The organism is Bacillus cereus group sp. RP29, from assembly GCF_040459765.1.
Taxonomy (GTDB): domain Bacteria; phylum Bacillota; class Bacilli; order Bacillales; family Bacillaceae_G; genus Bacillus_A; species Bacillus_A paranthracis.
This window is the reverse complement of sequence record NZ_JARVHN010000001.1, coordinates 1,024,477-1,042,382: the sequence shown is the minus strand read 5'-3', so window position 1 is coordinate 1,042,382 and position 17,906 is coordinate 1,024,477. Positions and strand designations below refer to the sequence as shown.

Genomic DNA, 17,906 nt, shown 5'->3' with positions numbered 1-17,906 from the left:
TATATTTACATAGTTTTAAAATAATGACAAGAGTTTTTTTATAATTCTTATTTTCACTACCATTTAAAAAAATAAAAGAAATGTAACTCTTACTAGAGAGAGGAACTTACATGATGATATATCTTGATTATGCAGCTACTACACCTATGAGCGCGGAAGCATTACAAACATATACGAAAGCAGCATCGCAATACTTCGGAAATGAACAAAGTTTACACGATATTGGAGGAACGGCCTCTTCTTTACTACAAGTTTGTAGAAAAACATTTGCCGAAATGATTGGCGGAAAGGAACAAGGGATATTCTTCACGAGCGGTGGGTCAGAATCGAACTACCTTGCGATTCAGTCCCTTCTCAATGCCCAAAATAAGAAGCATATTATTACGACACCTATGGAACATGCATCCATTCGAAGTTATTTTCAATCCTTACAATCAAAAGGGTATACAATTACTGAAATTCCTGTTGATAAAAATGGACTCATTCGTTTAATAGATTTAGAAGAAGCTATTACAGAAGATACTATTCTAGCAAGTATACAGCACGGAAACTCTGAAATCGGAACCGTTCAAAATATCGCAGAGATTGGGGCACTTTTAAAAAAATATAACGTTTTATTTCATTCAGATTGTGTACAAACCTTTGGTAAACTTCCTATCCATGTTTTTGAGATGGGGATTGATAGTCTTTCTGTTTCAGCACATAAGATATACGGACCGAAGGGTGTTGGCGCTTGCTATATCAATCCGCAAGTTCGCTGGACACAAATATTTCCGGGGACTTCTCACGAAAAAGGATTTCGTCCAGGTACAGTGAACGTTCCTGGCATCGCAGCTTTTTTAACAGCTGCTGAGAATATATTAAAAAATCAACAAGAAGAAAGTTTACGTTTTAAAGGGTTACGATCTTACTTTTTAGAGCAAATACGAACACTTCCGCTAAAAATTGAAGTAGAAGGTCATTCTACTTCTTGTTTACCACATATTATTGGGGTTACAATAAAAGGAATAGAAGGCCAATATACAATGCTAGAATGTAATCGCCGCGGTATTGCCATTTCTACCGGAAGTGCTTGCCAAGTTGGTAAACAAGAACCTTCGAAAACAATGCTTGCAATTGGAAAAACGTATGAAGAGGCAAAACAATATGTCCGCTTCTCTTTCGGACAACAAACAACGAAAGATCAAATTGATACTACTATTCATGCACTACACACAATTGGAAATCAATTTTATAGAGGTGTTAAATCATAATGAAACAAAATGAACAAAAAAAGATTTTAGGTGAAGAAAGACGACAGCTTATCCTTCAGTGGCTTCTCGCTGCAAATGAACCGTTATCCGGAAATGAACTATCGAAAAAGACAAACGTAAGTAGACAAGTTATCGTGCAAGATATTTCCTTGCTTAAAGCACGAAACGAACCGATCATTGCGACTGCTCAAGGCTATTTATATTTAAAACCACAAGAAAAACAGCAAGCTTTCGAACGCGTAATTGTATGCCAACATAAGCCAGCAGAAGTACGTCAAGAACTTACAATGCTTGTTGACCACGGCGTTACAATTAAAGATGTAAAAGTTGAGCATCCTGTATACGGTGACTTAACAGCATCTATCATGGTAAGCAATCGCTTTGATGTAGAGCAATATTTACAAAAAATCGAAAACACAAATGCTTCCTATCTATCGCAATTAACAGACGGTATTCACTTACATACTATTGAGGCAGATTCAAAAGAAAAATTAGATGCTGCTTGCGAGGCTTTAGATAAAGCAGGATTTCTCGTTTATTAATGTAAAGCACAGAGTTTTTATAATTCTCTGTGCTTTTTTAATGCTATAATATTGTAATCAATTGTAAAGGAGATCAAATATGAGAATTGAACTCGTTCACTTTAGCATTGGCAAACCGAAACAAATGAAATATGGCGAAGATAAAGAAATGATAACAGGTATATGTAAAGATTCTACGGAAGAAGCTTTTCTCTCAAAAGATGGCTTCCTTGGTGATGACGTAGCTGATTTAAAACACCATGGGGGACCTGATCGTGCAGTTTGTGTGTACCCACACGAGCATTACGCACTATGGGAAGAAGAATTCCAAACAACACTCCCCACTTCTGCATTTGGCGAAAACATTACCGTAACAAATATGTTAGAGCGTGATGTTTGCATCGGAGATACATACAAATTAGGTGAAGCAATCATTCAGGTGACACAAGCAAGAGTACCTTGTAGCACGATTTCAAAACGCCTCGGTATTCCTGGCATACTGCCGCGCATTGTAGCAACTGGATTTACTGGCTATCTATGCCGCGTTCTTCAAGAAGGTACTGTACGTAAAGATTCAAAAATCACATTACTAAAACGTCAACCGAGCAATTTTTCTGTCTTGTTCTCTAACGAAATTTATTTTCATAATAGAAAAGATAGAGATGGCATCGAAAAGATTCTTGCTGTTCCAGAACTAGCTGACGTTTGGCGTGGTCAATTAGAAGAGCGTCTTGCGAAGTTAAAATAAAGAATCCCACCATTTATAGGTGGGATTTTATTGATCTATCACACGGTATAACCTAACTCCCCCTTATAACCAATAAGAAGAATAACTCCCCAGTACCGTAACAGAAAAACCGAGTGCTTCAAGTTCCATCGTTACGCCTGGCAATAATACATCATCATATGCTTTATCGACATCAATCAAGAAAAAGTAATTTCCAAGTCCTGTTTTCATCGGGCGCGATTCAATTTTTGATAAGTTTAATTTTCTCCATGCGAAAGCTGATAACACTTGATATAGTGCCCCTGCATAATCAGCAGGTAACGTTATCATAAGCGTCGTTTTCTCTCCGCGGTTTTCTCCATTATTTGAGAGTATTGCTTTCTTTTTCTTATGGAGCACTAGGAAACGTGTATGATTATTTTTATGTGTATGAATGCTTCGTCTTACAATCGTTAATCCGTATTTCTCTGCAGCTGCTTCATTTGCAATGGCAGCAATTTTTTCTTCAGGATGTTCTTTCACATATTGCGCAGCAGCACTTGTTGATGTCATATCTCGAGCAGTTATCCCTTTTAATTCTTCATTTAAAAACTTATGACATTGGGCAATAGCGTGTGGATGAGAATGCACTGCATATACTTCTTCCCACACTTCTGCATACTGCGGATGTACAAGTAAATGTTGCTGAATGGGCACTGTAATTTCTCCTACAATAGAAAGTGGTTGCTCATGTACAAGATAATCAACCGTTATATTCACTGAACCTTCTATGGCATTTTCTAGTGGTACCACTGCATAATCTACATTTCCATTTGCAGCTGCATCCATACAATCTGGGATCGTTCGATACGGTACATGCTCTGCTTCCGGAAAAAAACGACTCACCGCCATATTTGTAAATGTTGCTTCTGGTCCTAAATATCCTACTCGAATCATCGTCTTTTCCCCTCTTTTTCGTTTTCTTACTGTTATACCATACTTTTTTATATTCTTCTATGTAAATTTCGAATATTAAAAAAAGACTAGCATTTGCTAGTCTAAATGTTTCCTATATTCTCTTTGAGCAAAAAAGAAATAAACGATGCATGCAACAATATAAAATAGAATAAACAAGCCTACTTTTCGTAATGAACCATCCATAAAGATTGTATTATGAAATGTATATAACGCAACCGCACTATGCATACTTCCTACTATAATTGGCGCAAAAAATAGCATACATAATTGCCAGCGAGAAATCTTCCACACTTCTTCTTTCGTCATTCCAAGCTTAGAAAGCGCCCCGTACTGCTTTCGATCCGATGCAATATTATGAAACCATTTAAAGTATACGATACTACACGATGTAAGGAAAAATAATATACTAATGAATGAGCCTACAAATAGAGTAATATCGCCGCCCTTTTTCATAGTTACATAAAATTCCATATTACTTCGAAATGCATGATCTTTATCTTGTTTCATATGTTTCCGTAAATCTTCATTTAATTCTTTCGTATTTTCGATACTTGGTAATGTATAGCCTCTATATATCATTTTTTCAGAATCAGGAACCTGATTTGCTATACTGTCAAAGTCTTTATCATTCATGACGAAGAACAGACCGTTAATGTGCGAAGGATGATAGTTAAATTGGACCCCTTCCTTTTGACCGTTAAATACGAAGGAATAAGTTTGATTCATTACTTGTAGTTGAATCTCTTTTTGATCATATACATTCGGATGATTGTATTTATTATAATAAACAAGTGTGACTGTTCCTTTTTTAGGATGATACGTTTTCTGTTTTTGTTTTCTCGCCTCTTGATTGTATTCACTTTGTTTAATGAGTGGCGCTACTTCTGTTTCTCCCTTATTGGTCTGAAAAGATGCATACACTCCAACAAAACTCATAGATTGAAAGTCATCATATCTATATTGGTGCAGTAATTGTTCAACCGTACCTTCCTCAAAGACTTCATGGGTAGAAACACCTTTTTCTATGTATGAAAATGAGTGTGCGCCCCCATCTCGCCACATATCTTGCATGCTAGAAAAATATAAAAACACCGTACCTGTTGCTGTAACTACAAACCTCGTTGCCATAGACATCAGAAAGAAAAAGCGACCATTTTCCTTCATTCGATGTGACAATTGATTCACTATAAATAAATACGGATATGTATACATAATCTTTTTATTTCGTTTTATTATTTCTAATATTTGAGCAGTGCCGTGTGTAAAAGAAAAATACGTTCCGAAAGAGACAAGTATAGACACAGGGAAAAAATAGACCGCTATCGTTAGTATGGTCGCTTGTAACGCTAACGTATATCCTATACCTAAACAAATAAATCCAAATATACAAAGCCACATTGATGTTTTCTTCTCTTTTTTATCTGCTCGAAATTCTTTCAATAACCGAATGATTTTTATATTCCATATACGTAAAGCACTTATAAATGATAAGACAACAAATACGACCATATACGCAATAAATGTTCCCCCAATTGCTCTCAAGTCAAATATGACAGGGAGTTCTTTCGGAAGCCCCAGTAACATACTAAACACCATAAAGAAGAGCTTTAAAAAAATCATGCCAAGCCCAATACCAAAAATATTAGCAAATACCCCGATCAACATTTGCTCGGTCATAATTACGCCAATTACGTTAGATTTCGTTGCTCCCATTAACATATATAATCCTAATTCTTTCTTACGTGCCTCTATGAAAATAGAAGTAGAATACAAAATAAATATGACGAAAAAAGAAATGATAATAACATTACATATGATCAGTCCCCAGCGTACGTTTTGATACCACATCGTCTCTTGCATATACGGATGTACAATGACGGACATGTATGCAAAAGACGCAAATATCGCAAAACAACTACTTAAGAAAAATACTTTATAATTACGCCAATTTCCTTTTATATTTTGCAGCGCTAGTTGCCGAATGTTCATCTATCGTCCTCCTGTAACTTACTACATAGGCAAAAAGCTAGAGGTTCCCCTAGCTTTTTACGTGTTTTAAATATCCTCTTTGCGCGATCATAAAGTAAATCGCAGAAGCTAAAATGTATGCTCCAATTACAAGCGCACCTGATTTCCATAAATCGAGATAAAGCATTTTTCCTAACGTATGAAGAGCAAATCCACTATGAATAGCGCCGATGACAATTGGGATAAAGAAGATAACGCCCATTTGTCGAATTGCAATTTTACGAATTTCTTTATCTGTCATACCGATTCTCTTTAACGATTTAAATTGAATACGATCTTGTTCTTTATCGTTAAACCATTTAAAGTATGTCATACTACAAGCGAAGAAGAAGAATAGTACTACTACGAAGAAACCGATAAACATTGTAATTGCCCCTGATTCCCTTATATTTTTATAAGCGAGCACCGAGTTGTTTAGTTCTCCTTGTTTATCTGGTACAATTTCCTTTTTCAAATCTAACACAAGATCTTCTGTACTTTTCCAGTCTTCTATATAATAACCGTAATATTTCGTCTTTTCTTCATCCGGTACGAGCTTTGCGTATTTCTCAAAATCTTGATCATTTACAATGAGATATTCACTATCATTAAAAACAGAAAAAGGAGTTGGCTTATTTAATTGAACAGACTGCGTTTGTCCGTTAATTTTAATTTCATGCGGTTTCGTACGATCTATCTTCATCATATCGTTCGCCATATCCGTTATGACCATCGTTGCACTACCTGGTGCATTATGAACTTCTCTAACTTGCTCTCTTTTTTGTTTACGTACTTCAGCGTTATATTCTTTTTCTGAAACAATCGCCATTGGCATTTCATGTTCACTGTTAAACATCGTGATTTTTTGAGTTCCAGGAAGTTTTACGTACGTTACTTCTCGCGCTTCTTCAAATCCGTGTTTTTTTATTAATTGTTTTGCTTTTCCTTCTTTGATGACATTATGCGTATATATTCCCTTTTCCTCATACGAAATAGCATGCGGGGTACTAGTTACTGCCTTATAACTCATATCCTCAAAAAATACGTACAGCGTACCAACTGCTGAAGATACTACCGCCGTAATGATAGAAATTACAAATAAAAAACGAGCATTATCTTTCATTTTATAAATAAGATTGCTAAGTACAAACATATTTGGATATGTATAAAAAGATTTTTTTCGTTTTTGTAACGCCTTTAATACAACTGTACTACCTTGTGTAAACAGCAAATAAGTTCCGCCTATCGTCAGCCCTACAATCGGTAAAAACAGAATGATAAAATTCATAAATGTTACTTGGAAGCTAAGTACATATGCAACAATAATACATCCTATACCAACTACGCATAACCATGTAAATGCAAAAGGCTCTACTTTTTGTTTTCTTGCTTCTCTTAATAAATCGATAATTTGCAAGCGTCCTACTGTCCAAACGCTAAACAATGATAGGATTAAAAATAGAATAAAGTATACACCTGCTGTAATCAAAACCGCTTTACTATTCCATACGAGTGGAAGTGTTTTATCTATTTTCAATATTACGCTTAATGCTTGGAAGAATAATTTTGAACAAAGCATACCAAGTCCAATACCTACTACAATTGCAATACTACCTAACATAAGCTGCTCTAATATAATCATTCGGCCGAGCTGCGATTTCGTTCCGCCTATTAATGTTAGTAGACCAAACTCTTTTTTTCTTGCTCGTAAAAACGTTGAATTTGCATATAAAATAAAGAGTGCTGAGAAGATGACGACAATATAATTCATCGATTCTAACCCTTTTGAAATCATCTCCCTCATACTAATATTACCGCCTACAACATCTGGATGATAAATGAAGGAAGCATACATGAAAAATACGACTATCGATAAACAACTACTTATAAGAAACGCTTTATAATTACGCCAATTTCCTTTTACATTATTAAGCGCGAGCTGGCGAAAGTTCATGATATTCCCCTCCTAGCATCGCAAGTACGTCCAGAATTTCTTGGAAAAAGGCTTGTTTCGTTCTTCCCTTATGTATTTCTGAGAAAATCTCTCCATCACGTATGAAAAGAATACGTTCGCAATAACTCGCCGCTACTGGATCATGCGTTACCATTGCAATTGTTACTTTCTTTTGTTCATGCAAATCTTGCAACGCGCTCATTAATGATTTTGCCGACTTAGAATCTAAGTTTCCAGTTGGCTCATCTGCTAAAATTAGCGTCGGTTCATGAATAATCGCTCTCGCAGCTGCTGCACGTTGTTGTTGGCCACCGGATACTTCATATACCTTTTTATTTAAAATGCCCTCGATATTTAAAAACTTTGCAATCTCAAGCACTTTTGCATCGATTTCATTTACAGATTTCTTCGCCATTACAAGTGGTAAAATGATATTTTCTTTAATCGATAACGTATCAAGTAAGTTAAAATCTTGGAAAATGAATCCTAAATGTGTACGGCGAAACTCCGCCAATTTTGCAGCACGCATTTGATTAATTTCTTCCCCATTTACAAGCACATGACCTGAAGTTTGCTTATCAATTGTTGCTAATAAATTTAAAAGCGTTGTTTTTCCGCTCCCTGAAGGACCCATAATCCCTACAAATTCGCCTTCTTCTATTTTAAAATTTATATCATTTAAAGCAGTCGTTGCTACTGAACCTTTCGATTGGTACACCTTCGTTAATCCTTTTACTTCAAGAACACTCATTTCTAATCCCCCTATGTGTTTTCTTCTTACATTTACTATAAGAAAAATAAGAAAAAGAAACGAGTGATTTCCCTTACAAAACGTTTTGTTATCTTACAGTTTTGTCATTTTTCTCATTAATGTATGATATTCTTCATCTTTTGCAAATTGGAACGTGAATGTTGTCCCTTCCCCTTCAGCCGATTGCACATACATACCGTGATGTAAATTATCACAAATTTCCTTCGTAATATATAAACCCATTCCAGTCGCTTCTCTCGTTTTCCGGCCATTTACCCCTGTAAAGAATGGATCAAATATACGCTTTACATCTTGCTCTGGAATACCGATTCCATTGTCCTTAATATGTAATAACACCTTTTGATCTTTCTCTTCAATTCGAAATTGAATTTCCTTTTTCTCTGCTTCCGAAATTTTTGTATACTTAATTGCATTTACAACAATTTGTCCTATAGCAATACTGAGCCATTTTCTATCAGAGGCAACCATACAAGTATCTTCCTCAAACATCACTTTCGGAAATACAGACGATTGAATGAAGGACTTTCTATTTTCATTAATAATACCTCTAATAATATCTATCACATTTACTACTTCTACTTTATAATCTTTCGCAAACTGCTCTAACCTTGCCATATGTAACGCTAAATCTAAACCATTTAGTATGCGATTATTTTCTTCACGAATACTTTCAACTGTTGCCCTTGCTTCACGATGCTCTTTACCAAACTTCTGTAATAGTAACTCAATAACAGATACCGGTGTTTTCATTTGATGAATCCATTGGTTCATAAATATCATTTGCTGTTGTTCTTTTGCATGTTGTTTATGAACTTCATTCATATATTGCTGTCTTAATAGCGTAAACGATTCAACGACCATCTCTTGCTCTGCCGTATAAGAAGTATCAATAAGTAAGGAATCATGTAATGTATTTCCGCCAGTAACATACTTTTTAATCCTCTTTAAAAACACACTCCGTTTTCGGTAATCGTAAATGAGATATACAGTAAAAACAACTGTCCCTAATAAAAGTCCGTATAACCACGTATTCCAATCAATAGATCGCTTTTCTAAAAGACTTTGCAACTGCAAAACGAGCCCAAATAAACAGAGGCTAACAATGTAAGAAAGAATTAAAGAAAAGCGGTCCATGAGGTAATCTTTAACCTTCATGTCCTTCTCCCCACTCTGTAAGAAGCGCATAACCGTATCCACGTTTCGTTACAATTGCATTTTTAATGCCTAGCTCCTCTAGTTTCTTTCTTACACGTTTTACATTTACGGTTAATGTATTATCATCAACAAAAGCTACCTCATCCCAGAGGGCTTCTAACAATTCTTCGCGCGTTACATATTGATCTGCTTGTTTCATTAAACACTCTAATAAGTAAAATTCATTTTTTGTCAGTTCTGTTTGTTGCCCTTGCCACTCAACAACGTGCTGAGATGGGAATAACAACAGTCCATTTACACCTAAACAATCGCTTTCTGCCGTGGAAGCATATTCACCATACCCACGACGAAGTGCACTTTTTACCTTAGCCATTACAATGTCTAAATGGAATGGCTTCGTAATGTAATCATCTCCGCCATTTTCAATTGCCATTACTTGATCCATTTCCCCCGTTCTTGCAGAAACAAAAATAATTGGTGCATTCGATACAGTGCGGATTTGACGACACCAATAGAAACCATCAAAATACGGTAAATTAATATCAAGTAACACGAGATGTGGATTTACTTTTACAAACTCATCTTTTATATGTCGTAAATCACTTGCTCGAAATGACTGATAGCCATACCTTTCTAAATGCTCCTCTAATATCCCCGCGATTTTTTCATCGTCTTCTACAATTAATATTTTATACATGTTCACTTTCTCCCCATAAAAAGTTCTTATAAAACCACTTCTTTTTCTATTATAAATTGAAAATTTAATTAGTGGGGATTTTTTCCTGTATAAATCAGACTTTTACGATATAAAAAAAGACTGCCATATTTCGGCAGTCTTAGTCGATAAATTCAAATTCATATTCAAGAATTTTTACAATATCTCCGTCTTTTGCACCACGTGCACGAAGCGCTTCATCAATACCCATTCCGCGCATTTGGCGAGCGAAACGACGTACAGATTCATCACGTGAGAAGTCTGTCATCTTAAATGTTTTCTCGATATCGTAACCAGAGATAACAAACGTGCCATCACTTTCACGTGTAATGTCAAATTTAACACCTTCAGTCTCAAGTTTGTACATTACACTTGTATCAGACTCATCCGCAACTTCATGTATTGGGAATTCAGGTGTTGTTTCTAATAAGTTCGCTACTTCAAATAATAAATCACGAACACCTTGTTTCGTTACAGCTGAGATTGGGAAGATTTTTACTTCGTCTCCCACTTTCTCTTTAAATGCTTGTAAGTTTTCTTCTGCATCTGGCATATCCATTTTGTTTGCAACAACAACTTGTGGACGCTCCGTTAAGCGAAGATTGTATTCTTTTAATTCATTATTAATCGTTACGTAATCTTCATATGGATCACGGCCTTCTAAACCAGACATATCAATTACATGCACGATTACACGTGTACGCTCAATATGACGCAGGAATTGATGACCAAGTCCAACGCCGGCATGTGCGCCTTCAATTAGTCCAGGAAGATCAGCCATAACGAAGCTGCGGTTATCACCTGTTTCAACAACACCAAGGTTTGGAACGATTGTTGTAAAGTGATACTCTGCAATTTTCGGACGTGCTGATGATACGACAGATAATAATGTAGATTTACCTACACTTGGGAATCCAACAAGTCCAACGTCTGCTAGTACTTTAAGTTCTAGAATGACATCACGTTCTTGACCTGGTTCCCCATTCTCAGCAATTTCTGGCGCTGGGTTCGTAGCTGTTGCGAAACGTGAGTTACCACGGCCACCGCGGCCACCTTTTGCAATTACAGCTGTTTGTCCATGTGTTACTAAATCCGCAAGAATTTGACCTGTTTTTTCATCTTTTACTACCGTTCCTGGCGGAACTTTAACGATTAAATCTTCAGCTTTACGACCGTGCTGCCCTTTACTCATTCCGTGCTGACCACGATCAGCTTTGAAATGACGTTGGTAGCGGAAGTCCATTAATGTACGTAAGCCTTCTTCAACAACGAAAACAACATCTGCACCTTTACCACCGTCGCCACCTGCTGGACCACCTTTTGGAACATACTTCTCACGACGATACGCAACCATTCCGTTACCACCGTCGCCGCCTTTTACATATATCTTGACCTGATCTACAAACATTATTTCACCACACTTTTTTCAATTGGTTGTAATATAACTGAGACTTCTTCGTCTCTTACTGTATAAGAAATGGAATACCATTTATTGTTTTGGTTCGCAAGCCAATTCTGTAGTTCTTCTACACTCGTTAGCTTACCACGAAAATCAAAAAAGAAACGAGCATTCTCCGCGTCACATTCAATTGTGATACAAACATAATTTTCAACATATACGTCTAAACTATGCTGAAGCATTGAGAAAAATTGATTCGTCCATGTACATACAGTCTCATCTAAGTGAGATAAGTTATGTAAATTCCCTAATACTTCGTACTCCAATAAGCACGGCTGCTGTTTCCAATTATATGTTAAAATCCACTCTGAAAATAAAGGCATTGATAGCCCCATCAGATTGGATTCTTGTCTCGCTTCTTGGACAAAACGATCGATGAGACTATGAATTTCTTCCACTTTTCCAAGGGAAAGGTTTCCTTTCACCATCTGCATACGATTGAGCCAATCATGTCTTGAATGGCGCAATGCATCTATAATTGTCCATTTTTTATTCATTTAGATACTCCTTAATATAGAAAAACTCTAACCTGCACTCAGGTTAGAGTTTTCCGTGAGTTCTTATGCTTCTTGAGCAACAGGATATACGCTCACTTGTTTGCGGTCACGGCCAAGACGCTCGAAGCGTACTACGCCGTCAACTTTCGCGTATAAAGTGTCATCGCCACCACGACCAACGTTAACACCTGGATAAATTTTTGTACCGCGTTGACGGTAAAGAATTGAACCACCTGTAACCGTTTGACCATCTGCGCGTTTAGCACCAAGACGTTTTGACTGAGAGTCACGACCGTTCTTTGTACTACCTACACCTTTCTTAGATGCGAAAAACTGAAGATCTAATCTTAACATACGTTACACCTCCTGCACTTTTTCTATTAAACGGATATACTTTCCGTAATCAAGTTCGATCGTCTTAAGCGAAACAACCAATCCTTCTAAAAGTATCTGTGCTTTTTCTGCTGTATGAACGTCTAAATCATTAGGCAATTCATACGTTAAGAATCCACCATCACTTCCGAGTTCAATAGTTGCCTGCACATTACAAAGTTCTTCCACAGCATTTATGGAACCAAACACAACCGCTGTAGTTCCAGCACAGACAAGATCTTGTCCATGTGGCGCATAATCGGCATGTCCAGTCATTTTAAATGATTGGATACTTCCTAATTTCGTGCGACTTATCGTAATTTTAATCATGTTAACCAGAATTAAGCGTTGATAGCTTCAACAACTAGCTTAGTGTAAGGTTGACGATGACCTTGTTTCTTACGATTGTTCTTTTTCGCTTTGTATTTGAAAACGATGATTTTCTTAGCGCGACCGTGTTTTTCAACTTTCGCAGTAACTGTTGCACCTTCTACAACTGGGCTACCAACTTTCACGTTTTCGCCACCAACGAAAAGAACTTTGTCAAAAGTAACAGTTTCACCAGCTTCAACATCTAATTTTTCAATGTAGATTTCTTGACCAGCTTCAACTTTGATTTGTTTTCCACCTGTTTCGATAATTGCGTACATACTTGCACCTCCTCTTAATTACTAAGACTCGCCAAAAACGAGGTAGACATAAATGCCTTTAAGGAACCTGTCTTGTGCGGTTGTAGCATATAGCCGTTTAGGTGCTATAAACTATAACATAAAGATGTTATCATGAATCATAGACTATTGTCAATGAAAGTTCTAATAACTATTTTTTCCGTTCTATAATTTCTTTTTTACTTCCAAAACGGATAATAGCGTACTTTTCGATCATATCATCTTTGAAATAAATTTCAAATGGAATATTTTTTTGTAATTCTTTTTGCAAAAATTGTTTTTGCAGTTCTTTAGGTGCAGAGATTAATACCGCCTCATCTTCTATATTTCCATATGTAATTAGCTCTCTCTCTAGCTCATACGCAATCGTTTCATATGACATCACATACCCTGTCGCTTTACACGGTGCACACTCTTCAAGTAATACGTCACGTAAAGAATGTTTTTTACGTTTACGCGTCATCTCTAAAATCCCTAACTCTGTAAACCCAAGCACCCTTGTATATGTACGATCATGTTGCATAGCAGCGATGAGACATTCTCTTATTTTTTCTTTATCTTCTCTTCTTTTCATATTAATAAAGTCAATTAATATCATACCACCAATATCACGCAGTCTTAATTGACGCGCTATCTCTTCAGCTGCCACTTCATTTGTACGAAGGACTGTATCTTGTAAATTCTGTTTTCCAGTAAACTTACCCGTATTCACATCAATTACAGTCATCGTCTCCATTTGCTCCACAATTAAATAAGCGCCATTCGGGAGCCACACAATTTTTTGAAGTGCTTTCTCAATTTCACGCTCTATTCCAAAATGGTTAAACATTGAAGATTTTTCATTATAAAAGGACACTTTCTCTTTACCAACTTTTTCTTCTAACTCTTTTACTATACTTCTTGTATCTACAATTACTTTTTCAATCGTTTCAATCGGATTCTCTTGAAATACACGATCTAAAAAAGTCGCCGGTCGATGAAGTAGTAACGGTGCCTTTCCTTGGCCCTCTTTTCTTTTTAACTCTTCATATAACTGCTGTAACCTTTGCATTTCAGCTTGTATTTCTTCAATTTCTCCTTTTTCAGAAGCAGAGCGGAAAATATAACCTCCTGTCCCTTCCACTTCAATTTGGAGTAGTTGTTGCCTTCTTTTATTGTTTTTTATTTTCCGAGAAACCGCGCGCATTTCATCATATGGCATATAAACGACATATTTCCCGGTAAATTCTATGTTCGCTGTCAATTTTGGCCCTTTCGTATCAATTGCCTCTTTCACAACTTGTACGAGTACCGCTTGTCCTTCATGTATTCGATAAGAAGATGGTACATCATCGTACGAAAGATACGCATGTTTTTCTAAACCGATATTTACAAAAGCTGCGTTCATTCCAGCAATCGTTCTTACGATACGTCCAACATAAATATGCCCAACAATCTCTTGTTCTTCATTTCGTTTCCATAAAAACTCAACAATTTTCTTATTCTCTTCAATTGCAACGCGTTTTTCCGATCCAGCGTAGTTCATATATAACGTTTTCAAAATACTTTCCTCACTTTATAATCTTCTTTGCTTTTACAATAATAAAAGGTTAGTGCTAACGTCAACACTAACCGATTAATTCTTCAACAGATGAAGTTGTTCGTTTTTCAGTAAAATACGCATAAAGCAATTCATTTTCATCCAATGTGTAATGTTCTTTATATTTTCCGCGGACGATAATAGAATGCTTATAGCCTCTACGAAATTTTGTGAATATCTTATATAAATGATCTTCTGATTGCACCTCAATCGGTGCAATCTTTTCAATTCCTCTTTTGTTCCCATAATAACGTTCTAATAAAAAACGCATAAAGGCATACCGTCTTTGCTTCCATTCTTGATATAACGACACCGCTAAAAATATGAGTAGTACCCACATCATAATATTGTTACTATTCCAAAGTAACTGCCATCCTAGTATGACACTAAAAAAAACACATGATAATTTCATCATCTTTTCATGTGCTTGTAAATAAGGAAAACGATATGATAGTACGTTAAACAATACTTTTCCACCATCAAGAGGCCAAATAGGTAGTAAATTAAACGCTAAAATAATTATATTATTCCACATAAAGAAATAATATAATTCCGCATGAAGCCAACCAGCTTCAAACAACATATAGCCTACCGCCATCATCCAAATATGTTGAATAGGTCCTGCAATTACAACAACTAGTTCCTCTTTCAATGATTTATTCCCATGTTCCTCAAGCTCAGCCACACCACCAAACGGCAAAAGTTGAATCTTCTTAATACGCCAATTATAATGTGCCGCTGCAAAAGCATGCCCAAGTTCATGGATGAGAACGATACAAAATAACAGTAGTAACTCTTTAAAACGTGCCGTGAAAATACCAATGACAATAATAACCCAAAACAACGGATGTACTGAAATCTTTGTTAAAACATCTCTATATTTAATCAAATGAAATCACCTGAATCGGATCAATAAATTTTTCATCCTTTTTTATTGCGAAATAAAACTTACCATTTTTATTATTCGCATCATTATTCACTGTTCCAATTTTTTGTTTCTTTGAAACGTAATCATATAATTTCACTGACATATCATTTAAATTTGCATACCATGACTCCGTACCATCTGCATGCTGAATTTGAACTGTATTACCAAGTTCCTCTTTCTTGCCCGCAAAAACTACTAGCCCTTCATTCACTGACTCAACAGTTGCATTTGTAGCTGTTTGTACAAATACACCTTGGCCATTTTTTTGAAACCCTTGCATTACCTTTCCGGAAGCAGGAATGGCATAATCTTTTTGCTGAATCTTTTCTTCTTTTTTCTCATTAGGCGAATAGAACACGAGCGGTTTTCCAAACTGTTTTTCGTACCATTTCGCTACAGTAGCAAACTGAAATTCTTCTTTCATCACTTTTTCTGTAACAGCTTTAGCACCGTCAAAAGAAGCTGGTGCATTCTTATATAAAATAGCGACAGAAAGAACTAATATTACTGATAACAATACTTTGAAGAAAAACACTTCTTTTCGAAATAAAGGATGAATTTCCTTTTCTCCATCTTCAATAAATACTGTTTCACTATCAAAATTCCCTCCAGCAAAATACTGCTCTTCCTCCATCCTTTCTTGCTCTGCCTTCCTCTTCGCAATCCGTTTTTTAATTTCTTCTACACGTCTATTCTTCATACTGTCTCCTTTCTTTCGTTAAGCTAATGTACATAGAAACAGTTGTATACAGTTTGTACATATGTATGAGCTAGGTATGGAAGATATTCGTGTGAAGAAAAAAGAAAGCACTCCGCAAATATGCGAAGTGCTTTTAACGGATTCCAAAGAAGTTTTTCACCTTTGTAAATACCGATACCTTTTCTTGTTCAAATGCTTGTAATGGGACATTCTCACCCAACAAACGTCTTGCAATATTACGATAAGCTAACGCTGCTTTTCCGCTCGGTTGCAACGCTACAGGCTCACCTGTATTTGTAGCACGAATAACTTCATCATCATCTTCGACAACACCAAGAAGCTCGATTGACAATGTACGTACGATTTCATCAACATCTAACATATCCTGTTCATGAAGCATATGACTACGCACACGATTAATAACAAGTTTCGGTGGTTCAATATCCTCTTTTTCTAAAAGCCCGATAATACGATCCGCATCGCGCATTGAGGATACTTCTGGCGTCGTAACAACAATTGCTTTATCCGCACCAGCTACCGCGTTTTTAAATCCCTGCTCAATCCCCGCAGGACAATCAATTAATATGTAATCATAATCTTGACGTAATACTTGTATTAATTCATCCATTTGTTCAGGTGTTACCGCTGATTTATCACTCGTTTGTGCTGCAGGTAATAAATAAAGATCATCAAAACGTTTATCTTTAATAAGAGCCTGAGGTAAACGGCAACGCCCTTCAACGACATCAACAAGATCAAATACAATACGATTTTCCAGCCCCATTACTACGTCTAAGTTTCGAAGACCGATATCTGTGTCAATTAAGCACACTTTCTTTCCAGATAACGCTAGGGCTGTCCCAATGTTCGCAGACGTTGTAGTTTTACCTACACCGCCTTTTCCAGATGTAATTACTATTGCCTCTCCCACAGCTATACAATTCCCCTTTCTAACTTTGTTAAATTAGGTCTAAGATGAGTGAGAAGTTGCAGTCGATCGACAACAATGTGATTGTTCTCATTAATATACGCACATTCTGCCGCCTCCGCTCCGTCTTCTTTCTCTTCCGGAGCCCGCATTGCCACATCACTAATTCGAAGTTGCATCGGGTTCATAACAGATGCAGCGATTACAGCATCTGAATCCCCATAATAGCCCGCATGTGCAATTCCTCTTAATGATCCTACGACAAAAATATTCCCCCCAGCGATAACCGTTCCGCCTGGATTAACATCACCAATTAACAATAAATTTCCTTTTACATGTAAAACTTGTCCAGAGCGAACAATTTTGGAAATAGGGACGATTTCTGTTTCTTCTTTCCAAGCTATTGCTTCCTCTTTCGTTATAACATCACTTTCAATCGAATCCACAACGAGATTCTTTTTATTACGAATTAACGTACGAATCTCTTCTTGTTGGACTTCTGTTAAATAACGGTTTCCTACTTTCACATGCACTTCAATTAAAGAGCGTCCATCACCATCATAGTAATGTGTAGAAAGCTTTTCATCCAATTCCTTCAATAATTCAGAGAATGAACAACAATCATCTAAATGAAGGGTTATTCCGTCTTTTGTCCCTTTTATTGTTACATTTTGTTGCTTTTTTTCTTCCACTAAAGTTCACCCCACCGATTCA

General features: G+C 36.4%; 19 protein-coding genes and 1 other annotated feature. Of the genes, 3 read left to right on the top strand and 16 right to left on the bottom strand.

What is annotated here, in order from left to right; translation table 11 throughout:
- Positions 1-110 precede the first annotated feature (110 nt).
- The 3 genes from QCI47_RS05405 to QCI47_RS05395 all read left to right on the top strand — a co-directional run bounded on the left by QCI47_RS05405 (position 111) and on the right by QCI47_RS05395 (position 2,522).
- Positions 111-1,253, top strand: coding sequence for an IscS subfamily cysteine desulfurase (locus tag QCI47_RS05405; protein WP_098671538.1), 1,143 nt, complete (start codon positions 111-113; stop codon positions 1,251-1,253).
- Positions 1,253-1,795, top strand: a complete 543-nt coding sequence (locus QCI47_RS05400) for a transcription repressor NadR (RefSeq protein WP_000812272.1) — start codon at positions 1,253-1,255, stop codon at positions 1,793-1,795. Before QCI47_RS05405 ends, QCI47_RS05400 begins: the two co-directional genes overlap by 1 nt.
- 79 nt (positions 1,796-1,874) lie before the next feature.
- Complete coding sequence (locus QCI47_RS05395) at positions 1,875-2,522, top strand: MOSC domain-containing protein (RefSeq protein WP_309422281.1); 648 nt, start codon at positions 1,875-1,877, stop codon at positions 2,520-2,522.
- 63 nt (positions 2,523-2,585) lie between these two features.
- Here QCI47_RS05395 and pheA read toward each other — a convergent pair whose 3' ends face one another.
- From pheA to minC, 16 genes are all read right to left on the bottom strand, one after another.
- Complete coding sequence (gene pheA / locus QCI47_RS05390; protein WP_000621725.1) at positions 2,586-3,437, bottom strand: prephenate dehydratase; 852 nt, start codon at positions 3,435-3,437, stop codon at positions 2,586-2,588.
- 96 nt (positions 3,438-3,533) lie between these two features.
- Complete coding sequence (locus tag QCI47_RS05385; RefSeq protein ID WP_353811713.1) at positions 3,534-5,447, bottom strand: ABC transporter permease; 1,914 nt, start codon at positions 5,445-5,447, stop codon at positions 3,534-3,536.
- Between the two features lie 49 nt (positions 5,448-5,496).
- The gene (locus tag QCI47_RS05380) at positions 5,497-7,419 is read right to left on the bottom strand and encodes an ABC transporter permease (RefSeq protein WP_001011382.1); all 1,923 of its coding nucleotides are present in this window, start codon (positions 7,417-7,419) and stop codon (positions 5,497-5,499) included.
- A complete protein-coding gene (locus QCI47_RS05375) occupies positions 7,394-8,170 on the bottom strand; it encodes an ABC transporter ATP-binding protein (RefSeq protein WP_000114533.1) in 777 nt (258 codons plus the stop codon). Before QCI47_RS05375 ends, QCI47_RS05380 begins: the two co-directional genes overlap by 26 nt.
- Before the next feature lie 93 nt (positions 8,171-8,263).
- Positions 8,264-9,346, bottom strand: a complete 1,083-nt coding sequence (locus QCI47_RS05370) for a HAMP domain-containing histidine kinase (RefSeq protein ID WP_353811712.1) — start codon at positions 9,344-9,346, stop codon at positions 8,264-8,266.
- Positions 9,336-10,043: a response regulator transcription factor gene (locus QCI47_RS05365; RefSeq protein ID WP_000276718.1), complete on the bottom strand. Its 708-nt coding sequence runs from the start codon at positions 10,041-10,043 to the stop codon at positions 9,336-9,338. The genes QCI47_RS05370 and QCI47_RS05365 overlap by 11 nt, the downstream gene beginning before the upstream one ends.
- Positions 10,044-10,182: 139 nt before the next feature.
- Complete coding sequence (obgE, locus tag QCI47_RS05360) at positions 10,183-11,469, bottom strand: GTPase ObgE (protein WP_000497115.1); 1,287 nt, start codon at positions 11,467-11,469, stop codon at positions 10,183-10,185.
- Positions 11,469-12,017 (bottom strand): sporulation initiation phosphotransferase B, encoded by a 549-nt coding sequence (locus tag QCI47_RS05355; RefSeq protein WP_001037006.1) that lies wholly within the window; start codon positions 12,015-12,017, stop codon positions 11,469-11,471. Before QCI47_RS05355 ends, obgE begins: the two co-directional genes overlap by 1 nt.
- A gap of 63 nt (positions 12,018-12,080) precedes the next feature.
- Positions 12,081-12,371, bottom strand: a complete 291-nt coding sequence (gene rpmA, locus QCI47_RS05350; RefSeq protein ID WP_000944958.1) for a 50S ribosomal protein L27 — start codon at positions 12,369-12,371, stop codon at positions 12,081-12,083.
- A 3-nt stretch (positions 12,372-12,374) separates the two neighbouring features.
- On the bottom strand, positions 12,375-12,719 hold the full coding sequence (locus QCI47_RS05345) for a ribosomal-processing cysteine protease Prp (RefSeq protein ID WP_001993153.1): 345 nt from the start codon (positions 12,717-12,719) through the stop codon (positions 12,375-12,377).
- Between the two features lie 11 nt (positions 12,720-12,730).
- Positions 12,731-13,039, bottom strand: a complete 309-nt coding sequence (rplU, locus tag QCI47_RS05340; protein WP_000270908.1) for a 50S ribosomal protein L21 — start codon at positions 13,037-13,039, stop codon at positions 12,731-12,733.
- Between the two features lie 14 nt (positions 13,040-13,053).
- Positions 13,054-13,131, bottom strand: a sequence feature (ribosomal protein L21 leader region).
- A gap of 77 nt (positions 13,132-13,208) precedes the next feature.
- A complete protein-coding gene (locus QCI47_RS05335; RefSeq protein ID WP_000855455.1) occupies positions 13,209-14,597 on the bottom strand; it encodes an Rne/Rng family ribonuclease in 1,389 nt (462 codons plus the stop codon).
- A 67-nt stretch (positions 14,598-14,664) separates the two neighbouring features.
- Positions 14,665-15,525: a stage IV sporulation intramembrane metalloprotease SpoIVFB gene (gene spoIVFB / locus QCI47_RS05330; protein WP_000599049.1), complete on the bottom strand. Its 861-nt coding sequence runs from the start codon at positions 15,523-15,525 to the stop codon at positions 14,665-14,667.
- Positions 15,518-16,264: a stage IV sporulation protein SpoIVFA gene (spoIVFA, locus tag QCI47_RS05325; RefSeq protein ID WP_061132105.1), complete on the bottom strand. Its 747-nt coding sequence runs from the start codon at positions 16,262-16,264 to the stop codon at positions 15,518-15,520. Before spoIVFA ends, spoIVFB begins: the two co-directional genes overlap by 8 nt.
- Before the next feature lie 133 nt (positions 16,265-16,397).
- Complete coding sequence (minD, locus tag QCI47_RS05320) at positions 16,398-17,195, bottom strand: septum site-determining protein MinD (protein ID WP_000503311.1); 798 nt, start codon at positions 17,193-17,195, stop codon at positions 16,398-16,400.
- A gap of 2 nt (positions 17,196-17,197) precedes the next feature.
- Positions 17,198-17,884 (bottom strand): septum site-determining protein MinC, encoded by a 687-nt coding sequence (gene minC, locus QCI47_RS05315; protein WP_000391517.1) that lies wholly within the window; start codon positions 17,882-17,884, stop codon positions 17,198-17,200.
- Positions 17,885-17,906 lie beyond the last annotated feature (22 nt).

What these genes read in the sequence shown, in the direction of transcription:
- rplU (WP_000270908.1), bottom strand. Translation starts at nt 13,039, where the DNA reads ATGTACGCAATTATCGAAACAGGTGGAAAACAAATCAAAGTTGAAGCT.
- QCI47_RS05385 (WP_353811713.1), bottom strand. Translation starts at nt 5,447, where the DNA reads ATGAACATTCGGCAACTAGCGCTGCAAAATATAAAAGGAAATTGGCGT.
- rpmA (WP_000944958.1), bottom strand. Translation starts at nt 12,371, where the DNA reads ATGTTAAGATTAGATCTTCAGTTTTTCGCATCTAAGAAAGGTGTAGGT.
- pheA (WP_000621725.1), bottom strand. Translation starts at nt 3,437, where the DNA reads ATGATTCGAGTAGGATATTTAGGACCAGAAGCAACATTTACAAATATG.
- QCI47_RS05345 (WP_001993153.1), bottom strand. Translation starts at nt 12,719, where the DNA reads ATGATTAAAATTACGATAAGTCGCACGAAATTAGGAAGTATCCAATCA.
- QCI47_RS05365 (WP_000276718.1), bottom strand. Translation starts at nt 10,043, where the DNA reads ATGTATAAAATATTAATTGTAGAAGACGATGAAAAAATCGCGGGGATA.
- QCI47_RS05400 (WP_000812272.1), top strand. Translation starts at nt 1,253, where the DNA reads ATGAAACAAAATGAACAAAAAAAGATTTTAGGTGAAGAAAGACGACAG.
- QCI47_RS05370 (WP_353811712.1), bottom strand. Translation starts at nt 9,346, where the DNA reads ATGAAGGTTAAAGATTACCTCATGGACCGCTTTTCTTTAATTCTTTCT.
- QCI47_RS05395 (WP_309422281.1), top strand. Translation starts at nt 1,875, where the DNA reads ATGAGAATTGAACTCGTTCACTTTAGCATTGGCAAACCGAAACAAATG.
- obgE (WP_000497115.1), bottom strand. Translation starts at nt 11,469, where the DNA reads ATGTTTGTAGATCAGGTCAAGATATATGTAAAAGGCGGCGACGGTGGT.
- QCI47_RS05375 (WP_000114533.1), bottom strand. Translation starts at nt 8,170, where the DNA reads ATGAGTGTTCTTGAAGTAAAAGGATTAACGAAGGTGTACCAATCGAAA.
- QCI47_RS05380 (WP_001011382.1), bottom strand. Translation starts at nt 7,419, where the DNA reads ATGAACTTTCGCCAGCTCGCGCTTAATAATGTAAAAGGAAATTGGCGT.
- QCI47_RS05405 (WP_098671538.1), top strand. Translation starts at nt 111, where the DNA reads ATGATGATATATCTTGATTATGCAGCTACTACACCTATGAGCGCGGAA.
- spoIVFA (WP_061132105.1), bottom strand. Translation starts at nt 16,264, where the DNA reads ATGAAGAATAGACGTGTAGAAGAAATTAAAAAACGGATTGCGAAGAGG.
- QCI47_RS05355 (WP_001037006.1), bottom strand. Translation starts at nt 12,017, where the DNA reads ATGAATAAAAAATGGACAATTATAGATGCATTGCGCCATTCAAGACAT.